A 14196-nucleotide genomic window follows, 5' to 3' on the forward strand; every position below is an offset into this window, starting at 1 on the left:
GGTCAAACTCCATTTCAACCTACACCTTTCAAGTTAAGTCCGCTTAAAAAAGGAAGTTAATTATCATACAATATACACGCAAGGTAAACTCGTAAAATACACCCATCAAAAGACTACGGCATAAAGCCATCGCTGCTACCATCACTTATTTATTCCGTTTCCTTTTGAGCTGTGATTTTAGCTTCCGTTTGGTTTCTGCTCAAATATTGTTTAACCAAAATAATTTAACATTATGAAAAGTATAGCTGTAAAACCGAACATTTCAATAGAAGAAGCAGAAGAACATTATCAATTAAGTAGTGAAAATTACACTATTGAAAGTGGCGAAAGTCACTTAGCTTACTACAGAGAAAAGCATCCACTTTACTACGACGTATTATTAAATAATGTTTAATCTAAAAACCAGAAAGAACTTTTTGTAGAGTAAGCTAACTACTCACAAAAGTAATAATAACCTTTTATTGGAAACGACTTTCATAACCCGTTCAGCACATTCCCCTACATTTCGCGAAAAGCTACATTCCGGAAAAAGAACTTCTCTAAATAGGTCTTGGACACCATCCCCAATTTCTACTTTCCATTCCGCTACCCGCTCCGCTGCGCTAGAGCGGGACGCTTCATTCCCAATCCGAAATCGTGAACGGAGTCCGCCAAATCGGAATTCCATTTAATGATTTGGTGCCGCTTCCTATGTTTTTATACTTCACAAAAGCTTTTAGACCTACATCCGCACCCTCGCTGTTATACCCTTTTTTTGCCAGCAAAATACCAACATTTTGAACTTGAACAGACTGCATAAACCGTTCTCGCTGCGCTTCACTTTTTATAAGTCCTTATCAATTCAAAATCTTGAAAATGTATCAGCAACAAAAAAAGGTAACAGCGAGGGCGCTATGGGAAGTAAATCTAAAATGAATCTTATGAAATCTTACAAAAACATCAAAAAGGAAGCGACACCAAAAAAAACAAAAAAGGAAAACGCTCAAGATATAATAAGTAAATCACTTCAAAAAAATATAAACGCAAACTGTCTGAATGGTTCAGATAGCATTTTAATTAATCTTTAAATATTTTATTATGAGTACTTTGAAAAATCACGTACAGTTAATCGGAAACGTTGGACAAGAGCCAACCATTACAAACCTTGAAAGCGGTAAAAAAGTAGCCCGTTTTTCAATCGCAACAAACGAGTATTACAAAGATGCCAAAGGCGAAAAGCAAACGGAAACCAATTGGCATACCGTTGTGGCTTGGGGCAAGACTGCCGAAATTATTGAAAAATATGTAGGCAAAGGAAAGGAAGTAGGTGTTACAGGGAAATTGAAATCTCGAAGCTACGATGACAAAGAAGGTATCAAAAGATATGTAACCGAAATCGAAGCAAATGAAATCCTATTACTTGGAAGTAAAAACGACAAGTAGGATTTAAAATTTAAGAGGGCGTTTCTCTCAAAAGTTGCGCCCTTTTTTATTAATAATCTTTAAAACTTTTTATTATGAAAACTATTAAAAATCACGTTCAGTTAATTGGAAAAATTGGGCAAGACCCACAAATTACAAATCTTGAAAATGGAAAAATTGTAGCACAGTTCTCTATGGCTACAAATGAAGATTACAAAGACTCAAAAGGGCAGAAGCAATCGGAAACCCATTGGCATAGTGTTGTGGCTTGGGGAAAACTTGCTTCAATCATTGAGAAATATATAGTCGTAGGAAAACAAATTGCCATCGAGGGCAAATTGGCGCAACGCTCTTATGAAACCAAGGAAGGCGAAAAAAGATACTATACCGAAGTTGTAGCAAGAGAAATCCTTTTGCTCGGGTCTAAAAATGGTAAGTAACTATAAAAATTAAAGAGGGCGTTCCCATCGAAAGTTGCGCCCTCTTTTCATTATTAACTCTTTAAATCAAATTAATTATGAAAGCACAAGTTAACGAAATCAAAGAAGGATTGCAACATTTCCACGGTACGGAAATGTTCTATCAAATCCCAATATTGAGGACACGTTTTACGGACGGATTAAAATATCTTGCTAATGTGGCAGATTGTTTTTGGCTCATTACGGACACTTCCGTAATTGCAAAAAGTCTGATGAACCGAAGCGAATTTATCACAATAGACTTTAAAAGATTGCCCGAAGAAAAGCAAGAAATTATTGGCTTTGAAGCAGAGATAATTTACACCGATGGCAACGACAATATTTTGGAAAAACACGGCTATCGGGCAACCGATTTTCCGCTCGATGAACTGCGGTTATTTTTTGTAAATGATACGTTGATGTTACCAAGCGAATACTAAATTTTAAAGCTATGGTTTATCTCAATTTTACAGACTTGAGCGAGGAGGCTCAAAACCGACTTTTAGAGGATTCTAAAAAAGACGTGGAACGAAAATTTGGCGATGATATTCGCAAATACGTAAGGGAAAATTACACCTGTTTTGAAACGATGATAGAGGAAGAAGCATTACGAAATTTATATTCCTATAAGTTCATATTCAACATCTAATTTTCTAAACTTAATAATCAAGCACCTCTAAATTTTGGAGGTGTTTTTTCTTTTCAAGTAATTCCAGTTCAATAAAAAAACCGTATCTTTATTTCGCTGAAATTCAGCACACATAATTTATATAGCTACCCTATTTTTAACTTTCGCTGGTAGCTGTATCCATCTATATTTTACATATTGGAATTTCCGAATTCCTAAAAGGGCAATTGGCTTTTTAGCCAGATTGTATGAAATTTTTGTCACGCTTTGGCGTGACGAAAAGGAATAGCAAGAGGGTAACGGGCAGAGCCACGTTACATATTCCTTTTAGCGTATAAACCATTGAATTTCAAATACTTGAAAATTAATGGATTATATAAATTTCTTCAATTTGCGTCAAATGCCCTTGAACAACCTGTAAACAGGGATGGATTTACGTCAAATGCACAATAAAAGCGAAAGAAAATGGATTCATTCATCACCATCAGGTTCAAAAGGAAAACTGCCAAACGTTTTCAAGAATTTTCAAAAAAGCACTTCAAAACACATACTGAAACGATGGAAGCCATTCTTGATTTTTTCTTCTATAATGAGATATCGCCAAAAGAAAAGTTAGGTCCGACAGGGCGAACCATCGAAGCCAAACTATTAAAAAGAATCAATGCAGTCATCGCTATAATGCGTGATGTTGAAAAGACACAAACCAAACCAACGGTCGCAATGATTCAATCCCTTTTTGAGACAGAACAGCCAAACAAAAAACCGCTGATTTTGGAAAAGAAATATGCCGAAGAAAAAAAGGAAGTACGCTTCCGTGAAAAACAAAATCCAAGTAACCAACTGTAAATTTTTGAGCTATGTACATTACAATCACACCTCAAAAAATAGGAGGTAATTATTCTAAAAGTTCGGCTGATTTTGTTGGCTATCTGGAGAAGGAAAATCAAGGATTGGAACAGCAGGATATGGAGCATTTCTTTAACCAAGATGGCGACGAGATTTCAGCAGAAGAAGTGGTCAGGGAAATAGACGGCAATACTGCAAAACTTGAAAAACACGAACCACGGTTTTATTCTATTACCGTAAGCCCATCTAAATACGAACTCAAACGGTTGCAGAATCATAGTCAAGATTTGCAAAAATACACCCGTGAGATTATGAAGGATTATGTGGCTTCATTTAATCGCGAAATCAATGGGCGACCCATTAACATCGATGATATTAAATATTATGCAAAAATTGAACATCAAAGGACCTTCAAAGGCACGGACTTTCAGATAAAAGAAAACCAACCGTATGCTACAAAAATACTTCAACTAAAAACTGAAGTCCGAAATGTGCAAGAAGGGCGAGCGGAAGGAAATCTAAAAAAAATGGAAAAAGAGATTGGGAAACTAGAAAGAGAAGCACCGCACCAACAGAACGGAAAACGAATAGTACAGGGAATGCAAAAGGAGGGCAGCCAAAGCCATATTCACATCATTGTGAGCCGTAAGGATGTTTCCAATAAATTCAGTTTGTCACCTGGAAGTAAATATAAAGCTTCCGACGTTGAATTAAATGGTAAAACGGTAAAACGGGGATTTGATAGAGATGGGTTTTTTGAGAAAGCAGAAAAGACTTTTGATAAGACTTTTGGCTATCAAAGGAACTTCGCTGAAACCTATAAAGCAAGAAAGGATTTTATCAAGAATCCGAAAATCTATTTTGCTTCACTAATGAAACTGCCCACCAACGAAAAAGCATTGGCGTTCAAAATAATGGGGAAAAGTGGCATCCCGATGATGCCGAGTATTCCAGTTACACAGGCACAATTGGCAATGAAAATTTTTAATAGGCTACGACGTGGTGCGGAAGTGGCCATCAAATCGAGTTCCATCGGAATCTAATCTAAAACTATGCAAATGGACAATCTCGTAACGGTACTTTTTATTATTGGTTTGGCCAGTAGTGTTTTTTATGGAATATTTCGGATAAGCAGATATGCATTTGTCGTCAATTTTCTATTGATTGGTGCTTTTGTGTATTATTTAAATGAACAATTACCATTGTTTCAAATAGCACTTTATTTGGTTTGTCCTCTGACATTAATTAATATAGTAATGTATGTATTCTTGCATAAAACGGACGAGCCTAAAAGTGGAAATGCCAAATATCAGGTCAACTTTGCTACTACAAAAGGAAACTTCAGACTGGATAACATCAAACGTGGTGCATCTATAATCGGTTCTGCGGGAAGTGGAAAGACAGAAAGTGTAGTCTATGGTTTTTTGAAACACTTCGAAAAAGAAGGGTTTTGCGGAATTATCCACGACTACAAGGATTTTGAGCTTACCGAAATGGCTTATCCACTCTTTAAGGATGGCGATATCCCTTTTAAGGTCATTTCCTTCGATAAAATCATACATAGGGTAAATCCTATTGCACCACGCTATTTAGAGAACGAGGAAAGCGTAAACGAAGTTTCAAGGGTATTGATTGAAAACCTTTTGGAACAACGGGAATCTGGAACAACTGGAACGACCAAATTTTTCAATGATGCTGCGGAAGGCTTGATTGGTGGATTGATTTGGAAATTAAAAACTACCTATCCACAATTCTGTACCCTTCCACATTTAATCGCCATTTATCAATATCTGGACACAAACAGCCTTATCCAGTTTTTGGAAACCAATACGACATCGAGGGCAATGGCAGATGCTTTTATAAGTGGAAAAGATTCTGAAAGACAGACCGCAGGAGTAAAAAGCACCTTGGCCAATGCTTTGAAACGAATTAGTACACAGCGCATTTTTATGGCGTTGTCTGCGGACGAAGTGCCACTCAATATAAATAGTCCTGAAAATCCAACTGTAATTTCGGTCGTGAACAATCCCAAATTTGAAACTTCGTATTCTCCTGTGATTGCCACCATCATCCATACCATTACAAAACAAATGAGTGTACGCAATGCAAAGCCTTCTTTTTTGATGATGGAAGAAGCACCAACCATTCGTTTATTGAATATGCATCGTATTCCTGCGACACTTCGAAGCTATAATATTTCTACGATTTATGTGATGCAGGACAAAATACAAAATGATATGATGTATGGGGACAAGGCAAGCAAAGCGATTTTAAGCAATCTATCCTACCAATTTTTCGGTAAAGTCAATGACCCAGACACCGCAAAATATTACGAACGGTTTTTTGAAATTATTAAGGATCCTACCAAAAGTATAAGTCGTGGGCATAATCTCGATTTTGATACTCGAATTACAACTGGAGAAAAAGAAATACCAAAAATTAGGGCAGATGTCTTTTTCAGATTGAAACAAGGCGAATTTATAACCTATGCAGATGGAAAGGATAAAAAGATACAGTTCAAGTTAGCCAATATTAAAAGAGAGTTTCCGCAAGAATCGAAGCAGTTTTCTCAGGCTGATTTGGCAGCTAATTTTGAGAGAGTTTATAAGGAGGTAAGTGGGTTATTTCAATGATTCAAAATATTCTCTATATTTTTTGGCTTTATATTATTTCAATTTCACTATCTGCAAACCAACCGTAAGTCATAGCATTTGTTTTGACTAGATCAGGATTGTCTGAGTAAGCTATTATTGCAAGACTTTCTTCCGCACGACTGCAAGCAACATAAAATAATCTTCTTGTTCTATCTATCCCTGTTTCATTGCCTTCAGCCTCATTTTTTTTATCAGTAGCACTTGGATCTTTAGTGCCGAATAATTTATCATAACTAAACATAAAACCTTTTGCTTCCTCATCATCTATAATTACTACAACTCTTGGGAACTCTAATCCCTTTACTCCTTGGTGTGTAGCAAACTTAGACCCTTCATTCAAATATTCATTATATTTAGATACTTCGGAGAACTTAGCTTCTAACGCTAGATCCCAAGCTTCAATAGCTTCATCATTTGGTTCTTCATCTTCGGTATCCAGATTTTCAAAGGTTGATTGTTCATCTTTAGTTCTCGAACTAATAACCTTAAACATACTTGGTAAAGGAAACAATTTGGTTTCGTAAATCACGTGAAGTATATCTTTTAGACTTGGATCATTTTCACCATCCCATAATGCTAGCAATTTTGTTACATAACCATTAATATTAGATAAATGCTTTAATTGATCTTTTGAATTCTCAATTATTTTTTTGTCAAATAAAGTAGAGTTAGTTTTGATGATCCGCATAACTGAAAACTTATCATTAGTCTTGTGAGCTTCTATCAACGGTAAAATTGTATTTTTAAAAAGGTTCAACGTGGATAGCGAACCGTCTATTAAGCTAGTTTTTAATCTGTCAACCTTATATAAAGGTTGGAAAATTCCAAAAAATCCCATCCTTATTGCCGCCATATGGTGTTCTAAAATTAAAGTCTTGACGTTATCAGATTCTATCCAATTTTTGTCCTCTGTCAGTGCAGACATTTTTTCAGCTACAGTTTTTTCAGTAGCAACTTTATCCGTAGCTCTATCGGCTATAAATAATCTGACTACTCCCTCTGATTTTTCTTTTCGTGGTTGTTGTTTTTGCTCATCGACATCTTGGCGGATGTCATTTATTAATTTTATAATCCTTTTGTTAGAGCGATGGTTCATCTTTTTTACAGGAAGTACCCAATCTGGAGGTAATGATTCTCCCAAGTTTGGCTTTCCGTCTGCATAAATTCGCTGCATAGTATCTCCAAACAGACCTAAAGAAAACACTTCTTTTTTATTTTTTTGTAAAGTAAACAGCGCATCAATTAATTCCTTTTTTGTGTCCTGACTTTCATCAACCAGAATTATAGGGAATCTTGCAGCTACAATATCCTGCATCAAAATTTCATTAGCAATGAAGTCTGCTGTTATCCCAATGACCTCGCTATGATTTAATGAGTCTTTTTTGAAATTGTCTCCGTTAGGGTTATAAGTAAATCTAGTAACGTTTATAAGGTTTTCTAATCGCTTAGTTTTCGTTTTAATTTTTCGTGCCCGATCTATTGATGTCTTATTTTGTAAATTCCTAGATTTTGATTGAGCTAGCTCGAGGTCTTTTATATCTTCTATTAGCTTAGTTTGTACATAAGATTTTATATCTAAAGTAAAGAGCTGTATAAGTTCCCAGGCATAACTGTGAATGGTGCTCACGTAAAATATTTGGTCAAACATTAATCGTTGCTTAATCTCATCAGCGGCAGCATTTGTATAAGTTATAATCGCAATTTTTTGATTATTAAGGATGAACTTATTACCGTGATTTGTTTTGAAGTCAGTTAATGCCGCTACTAGCGATCTGGTTTTGCCAGAACCTGCTCCAGCAAAGAGAAAAAAACTCTTTGGGCTTTTGGGATTCAAACATTCCGATATCTGAAAATCAACGTTGTCATCCACATTGTTGCCATCATTTAAACTCATTTTTCTACTGTTTTAATTTGCAAACCTGTTTTTTCCATCTTCAATTTCTCTTCAACCCATAAAAGTCCTTCTTCAATATATTTTGGAGTTTTAAGTATATCTGGTTCTCTGAAATAAAATAATTCTAAAGCAAATTCAGCTTTTTTTGATGATGGGTCTGTAATGATTTTATACATTTTATCTGCTGATTCTTGAACTGAAACTTCATTAGTAGCATCAACCATTTTCTTTAGTAAACCTTTGGCATCTGTCAAACTCTTAAAAATTGAAGCGTTCTCAAGTACGAGTGAATCTTCAAAAGTGTATGGATAAACCTTGACTTGTTTTTTACCTTGCTCTATTTCTAAAGGTGTTTGAAAAGCTATTCGTATTGGGTTATTTTTATCTTCCTTGTTTTTATAGGTTGTAGCAAGCAATTTATCTAAATCTTTTTCCGCAGGAATCCATTCTTTGAGTGACGAATTTCCGGTTTCGTAACCTTTACCTAAAGCTGGCTGCGTTTTTTTTCCTCTAGAGTCCTTAATAACAGAATCTAAATCAGTAATCACTAAGGTTATTAATCCTAAAGATTCGATAAGCGGTCTTAAGGTATGAGCGTGACTACCACCTATTTCTAAAATTGAAACATAACAGCTACTTAATTGGGTATGATGGGTTATAAAGTATGGCAATAGCATTCTTTCTGCTGGACCTTCTACTAAGATCGCGGCATCAGAAAAGAAAAGATTACTGTGAGTTGTTTTCAAATATCTTTTTGCAAATCTTGTAGTCTCATCATCATTTCCAAAAGTTTTTGACAAGTTGACTACAGAAGATGTATTAATTGTGCCTTTTTCTGAAATATTTCTTTTGAAATAACGTAAAGCTGTAAAATCAATTTCGTGAGCCACGTGATTAGAATGTGTACTTATTATTAATTGTGTTATAAAAGTTTTGTCGTCTCCAAGGTTTTTATGCTTACGCAAAACATTATATGCTTTTCTAATAAATACTTGTTGCACTTGGGCGTGAAGATGCGCTTCTGGCTCTTCCACTAAAACTAAATGAATGGGTTGAAAAATAATTTCTGAATCATTTGGGTCTAAGCTTTTTCCTTTTTTCATCCACTTATCTCTAAAACTGATAAGTTTAAAAATCATAGAAATTAAATTTTGATAACCTAAACCATTATATTTTTCTGGTAGCGATAAATCGGAAACACCATCATTTAGAGCATATTGTACAGCAGAGTCGTGTTGTAAACTACTTGCCGTATTTATTTCACTACTTAACTTTATTTGTGGATTTCCAAAACCAGGATAATTAAGATCCTCCAGTTCTCCCAAGGCATCCTTAAAACTAGATTCTAAGTTTATATTAAATGTTTCTTTTGCCTGATGTAGCTGCACTAAAGCGTCAACATCTGCTTTCGTAGGGTTAACACTAGGGTTCAGATGTTTTTCGTAATAAGTACGCAATTGCGATGATAGATTTTTTGTACCACTACCTTCAACAGCATCTGTGTTCACATCAGTAAAACCTCGTTGAGCATTTATAATGTCAACATTTATCAATTTATTTAAGACTTCATTTTGAACTGCAAAATCTTTATCTGTTAACAATTGTGGTGTTTCACTTTTTGCAGGATCTAACAAATAGGTTTGTATTTTAAAATAAGAACTCAGTTTTTTATCTAAAAAATCGCGTAGGTTTTTAGGCCATAAATTAAAAGTTGCAGATTTCCCTTTTTTAGAATCGTAGATTTTGTTTGCGTTTTGAGTGGTTTTAATAAAATCGGCATATAAAGATTCTATATCGGTAGGCTCAAAACGTAATCTTACACCTAACAAACCACCTTTCCAATCTAGAGAAGGAATAATATGACTTACGTGTTGTAATTCTTTATTTTCAACGTGCAGCCAAATATCGAGTGTAGGTATTTCAGATTCCCAAGGCTTGCTGGTTAGATCTATTTTATCAGGATCTTTTTCTTTTAACCAAGTTTCTCCAATTTTATTGATGGCAGACCAGTTGGATAAAGTAAAATCCTTAAGATCAAAGGTTCTATTTTTAGTAAGAAATAGAATTAGTGCATCCATTGCAGAAGTCTTTCCACTGTTATTTGCACCAACTAATAAAGTTTCTTTAGCTGACACATCTATACGGCAGTTTTTAAGTTTTCTAAAATTTTGTATGTGTAAAAAATCTAGTCTCATTTTTTTTATTTCTTTAAATTGAAATGATCATTATATAAAGATTGTCCTGCATCTGATTCCCAAAATGCTTCAGGATCTTTAGCAATCTCTTCATATATTTTCTCTTGTTGATCTTCGCTAGCTAAATTGTGCTTACTTATACCGTGTATTCTGTTAGTTAAAAATTCTGACAAAGCCCAATAATTGAATTGTTGCGGTATATAGTAAGTTCCTCGAATAGGGTTTATAGCTAATGCAGTCAAATTATCTTCGCCACCTGGAGACTTGAGTACTGAAAAGAAAATAAATCTGTTGAACTTTGCATAAATGGCTAGGTAAGTTTTTTCAGGGTTACTGATTATTGTGAGATCATTTATTCGCGTCATATAATAATCAACACCTTCAAGTTCTGTGGTATGAAACTCAACTCTATCTGTAAACCATAAATAACAACTTGAATGGTTTCTAGGGAACATTGATACTGAGAGAAAGTCTCTCCATTCCTTTTCGCAATCTAATAAAAGTTGATAATGCCATTTTTCAGAAAGACTTTTGTCCATTCTCAATTCTAAATGTATTGTTCTCCATAGTAATGAAATAGCGAAATAAAAAAGATTCTCATTATACGGAAGCTTGTATTTAGATTTTAAATAAGGATGAAAAATATTCTCTGCAAACCATTTCTCACGCTTACCAAATTCCTGTTCGCCTTTCGGACTTAGTAATGGAATTTTTATACCATCTTGCATCCTTACATTAGGTTCTACAACACGTCTTTGGTACTTTGAACCTGTTTTTTTGGAATGTTTAATGATGAATTTTGGGAGAATGTGACTATTCCTTAATTCTCCTTCTGTTCTATATAATGCACAAGTTCCTTCCATATTACCCATTCTCCACAATTCTAATCTCATCTTCACTCAATCCATAAAGCTCATACGCCATAGCATCTATTTGTTGCTCTATGGAATCAATTTGTGATTGCAGCTCTTGGGCTTTTTTCTTATTCTTTTCAAAGAGATCAAGCCATTCAAATTCATCTGTTTTTGTAAGGATGTTTATCAGTTTTTGGTTTTCTTTTTCACGTTGTTTGTTGGATGTTTTTATAGCTTTATTCAATTCGATTATAAACTCCGTAGAATCAATTTTTTGCCAGTTTTCCATATTGCTAGATATCTTAACTATTTGAATTTTAGAGATCAAATATCTTTTAAATTGATATTTGAGCTTATTCAAATCCTGTATCAAAACTTGAACAGTATTAACCAGATTTGCCATACAATCAACTTCGGTAATAGTATAATTTGGTAATGGAATCCATTCAATATTCACTTTTTTTATTTGTGGATATACTTTACCTGCTTCGTCCAACTTCCAATTGTATAGAAATTTGAAAAATAATGAGTTCAATAATCCTAGTATGAATTTTAGTTCGTTTACGTTATTATCACTTTTATGGATTAAGTTTAGTGTATGAATAGTATCAATTGGGTAATAATTAGAAACATCAAGCACTCCAATTATTTCGGATGCTGTTTGGCGTATTAGAATTTTTGGTTCGTTGAAATCCTTCTCATCTCTTGACCAATGAAGACAATACCAAGGCAATTTACCGCTTTTTGTTTCTCTTTTATTTGATAGTTTTTCCTCAAAAGGAATTAATAAATTCGCGATTTTTTTTTGATCCTGTTCGTTAGTTTCTTTCGTTGAATATAATATGTATTCATCATCAAACAAGATTTGATATCGATTTATAGTCTTTCCTTTAAGAACCTTATGTATATATTCAGGAGATATTTTAGCGTCTGTGAAATATTTTTCTGTATTAAGAAACGCTAAATTTCCTCCTGTGGTAATTCCTTGTGTTATTTTAATCTTATCAGAAAGTTTGTGAGTACATTCAGTAATAATTTTCAACACATCCATACCTTTGGTCTCTCTAATTACAAAGCCCTTAGAAAATAAATTAGTGGAGGATATGGCTGATAACTCTGTATTGTCAAGAGATAAAAGTTTCGTTTTAATGATATTGCCTAAAAAGCTTGAAGTTTGATTTTTATTCTTTTCTAAAGAAATTATTGCCGTATCAACTATTGCATCTTCAAAAACATTCGTTAGCCCAATAACTTGCTCTATATTGTTTCCTGCTTTGAGTAAATCTCTTATTCCTGAAAATTGAGAATAATCTATAAAAGTATTTGGCGTAATATAGCATAACTTTCCAGCGTTTTTTAATAAATCGAGGGCTACTTCAAAGAAAAATATATACATATCAAATGTACCTGAAAATGACCGTCGATATCTCTTTAACAAATAGATTTTTTCTTTTTCTGAAAAGTAATCTCCATAAGGTGGGTTCCCAATTACAACATCAAACCCACCATTTGCAAACACTTTAGCAAAAGCATTTTCCCATTGAAAAGCTTTGTCTCCTGCAATGGCCTTGCTATCTATTAAACTGTTTCCACATTTTATATTATTGCTCAAATCATTGAGCTTTCTTCGTGGTTGAGCGGTACGTAACCAAAGTGAGAGTTTTGCAATCTCTACCGACTCTTCATTAAGATCCACACCATATATGTTATTCTCTAAAATTGTGTTTTCAATATCTGGAAACTGTAACCCACCACCCAAAACTTTTGCCTTGAGTTCATCTATGTACTGATGTTCCTTGATGAGAAAATCTAATGCCTGATTTAGGAATGCTCCAGACCCGCAAGCAGGGTCACAAATGGTAATCTGTAAGAGCCAGTCGCGATAAGTGTCAAGTATATCCACCAACTTTTGAAGAAAAAATCCTTTTCGATTTTTCCTTCCCTTAAAATATTCTTCTTCTCTAAAACCAAGTTCAGCTTTCTTCTCTTCACATAACTTTCCTATAGTGTTTTCTACGATATACTTTGTAATGTATTTAGGCGTATAAAAAACACCATCTTTCTTTCGCTTACTTTTTTGTTTGTCGAATTCGCCATCTACTATTTCCGCAGTAATGCTTTCTATTTCATTAAGAGAGTTTTCAAAAATATGTCCTAGAATGTTGACATCTACTTGACTTTCAAAATCATAAGTTGATAATGTATATGTATGATTATAGAGTAAATTGTCATCTATCTCTAAATTATCAAGTATAGGATCTGGTTTAAATAATCCTCCGTTGTAAGCAAAAATTTCACTTCTTCCATTTTCATTTTTACGACCTTGATCTAGGTAGCTAAAATGCTTTTTAAAGCGGTCGTATAAAGGTTCATCAATATCTAATTTGCGAACATTTTGCCAATCCTCCAACAACTTTTTAGTGTAATTATATTCTAGTAAATCCCTGTCCTCTGCAAAAAAGATGAATAGAAATCTATCGATAAGTTTTTGGGATTTTTTAAAAAGTGTGAGTTTGATATTCTTCTCAAGACGTTCCAAGTCATTTAGGTGTTCTAAATCATCAGTAATGTTAACGTCACTTTGTAGAGTAGTTTTAAGCTTTTTCTTATTTCGCTTTACCAAATCTCTATAAAGTTCACGCTTAAACTGGGAATAATCTTTATAAAAATCTTTGGTAATTTGCTCTTCTTTTACCAATGAGTCTTGCTTGATTTTTAATGGTACAGCCTTAAGCAAATTGTCTTTCTGAAGACATAAATACAGCAACGCAAAATCCTTTAGTGTAAGCTGGAAGAGATCAAATTCTTCGTGATCGGTAGCATCATTAATGTAGAAACGAAGCTTTTCAAAATTAGAGGTAATTACAAACCGGCAACCTTTATGGTTTACTTTATAATCAAATGCCTGTCTACGTATGCTCTCTAAATCTTTGGTGTTAGTTCCCTTGAGTTCGACAACTGCAACGGTAAGTTCGTTGTGTAAAATAGCCCCATCGGCTTTTCGATTGTTTTTTTCGTTTTTATATTCAGTAGTAAGATTGTATTTGGGGCTTGGATTTATAGTATAATCCAGCACATTCACAAAAAGTTCAGTAAGAAATGTAGCTTGAAACTGCTCTTCTTTACTACTGCGTATGTTTTCTTGTACTTCAGGGTTTAAAAAGTATTTGGAATACTTGCGGTACGCTTTATCAACTGCTGTCTCGTCTTGTTGTGCTAAATATTTCTTTAGAACTGATGTCTGGAATAATGCCATTAAATAGTAT

General features: G+C 34.2%; 13 protein-coding genes. 9 read left to right on the forward strand and 4 right to left on the reverse strand.

Features of this window, described 5'->3' with window-relative positions; translation table 11 throughout:
- The first annotated feature begins 232 nt into the window (after positions 1–232).
- The 9 genes from BC962_RS16275 (at position 233) to BC962_RS02765 (ending at position 5966) form a co-directional block, all read left to right on the forward strand.
- Entirely contained in the window at positions 233–394 is a 162-nt protein-coding gene (locus tag BC962_RS16275; RefSeq protein ID WP_183075431.1) for a hypothetical protein, read from the forward strand.
- 526 nt (positions 395–920) lie between these two features.
- Positions 921–1067 (forward strand): hypothetical protein, encoded by a 147-nt coding sequence (locus tag BC962_RS16280; RefSeq protein ID WP_183075456.1) that lies wholly within the window; start codon positions 921–923, stop codon positions 1065–1067.
- Positions 1068–1077: 10 nt separating this feature from the next.
- Complete coding sequence (locus tag BC962_RS02735; protein WP_121344388.1) at positions 1078–1422, forward strand: single-stranded DNA-binding protein; 345 nt, start codon at positions 1078–1080, stop codon at positions 1420–1422.
- A 74-nt stretch (positions 1423–1496) separates the two neighbouring features.
- Entirely contained in the window at positions 1497–1841 is a 345-nt protein-coding gene (locus BC962_RS02740) for a single-stranded DNA-binding protein (protein ID WP_121344389.1), read from the forward strand.
- Positions 1842–1918: 77 nt separating this feature from the next.
- Entirely contained in the window at positions 1919–2299 is a 381-nt protein-coding gene (locus tag BC962_RS02745) for a DUF6876 family protein (RefSeq protein ID WP_121344390.1), read from the forward strand.
- Between the two features lie 11 nt (positions 2300–2310).
- Positions 2311–2508 (forward strand): hypothetical protein, encoded by a 198-nt coding sequence (locus BC962_RS02750; RefSeq protein ID WP_073101100.1) that lies wholly within the window; start codon positions 2311–2313, stop codon positions 2506–2508.
- A gap of 444 nt (positions 2509–2952) precedes the next feature.
- A complete protein-coding gene (locus BC962_RS02755) occupies positions 2953–3333 on the forward strand; it encodes a BfmA/BtgA family mobilization protein (RefSeq protein WP_031427450.1) in 381 nt (126 codons plus the stop codon).
- An 11-nt stretch (positions 3334–3344) separates the two neighbouring features.
- The gene (mobB, locus tag BC962_RS02760) at positions 3345–4376 is read left to right on the forward strand and encodes a MobB family relaxase (RefSeq protein ID WP_031427451.1); all 1032 of its coding nucleotides are present in this window, start codon (positions 3345–3347) and stop codon (positions 4374–4376) included.
- 9 nt (positions 4377–4385) lie between these two features.
- Complete coding sequence (locus tag BC962_RS02765) at positions 4386–5966, forward strand: type IV secretory system conjugative DNA transfer family protein (RefSeq protein WP_121344391.1); 1581 nt, start codon at positions 4386–4388, stop codon at positions 5964–5966.
- Positions 5967–5994: 28 nt separating this feature from the next.
- On the opposite strand, the gene BC962_RS02770 is transcribed toward BC962_RS02765, so the two are convergent.
- Genes BC962_RS02770 through BC962_RS02785 form a run of 4 tightly spaced genes read right to left on the reverse strand, consistent with a single transcriptional unit; the run spans position 5995 to position 14186 of the window.
- Entirely contained in the window at positions 5995–7881 is a 1887-nt protein-coding gene (locus tag BC962_RS02770; protein ID WP_121344392.1) for a UvrD-helicase domain-containing protein, read from the reverse strand.
- Positions 7878–10076, reverse strand: a complete 2199-nt coding sequence (locus BC962_RS02775; protein ID WP_121344393.1) for an ATP-dependent endonuclease — start codon at positions 10074–10076, stop codon at positions 7878–7880. Before BC962_RS02775 ends, BC962_RS02770 begins: the two co-directional genes overlap by 4 nt.
- Before the next feature lie 5 nt (positions 10077–10081).
- The gene (locus tag BC962_RS02780) at positions 10082–10969 is read right to left on the reverse strand and encodes a hypothetical protein (protein ID WP_121344394.1); all 888 of its coding nucleotides are present in this window, start codon (positions 10967–10969) and stop codon (positions 10082–10084) included.
- Positions 10941–14186, reverse strand: a complete 3246-nt coding sequence (locus tag BC962_RS02785; RefSeq protein ID WP_121344395.1) for an Eco57I restriction-modification methylase domain-containing protein — start codon at positions 14184–14186, stop codon at positions 10941–10943. Before BC962_RS02785 ends, BC962_RS02780 begins: the two co-directional genes overlap by 29 nt.
- Positions 14187–14196: the final 10 nt, after the last annotated feature.

Source organism: Gillisia mitskevichiae (genome assembly GCF_003634585.1).
GTDB classification, from domain to species: domain Bacteria; phylum Bacteroidota; class Bacteroidia; order Flavobacteriales; family Flavobacteriaceae; genus Gillisia; species Gillisia mitskevichiae.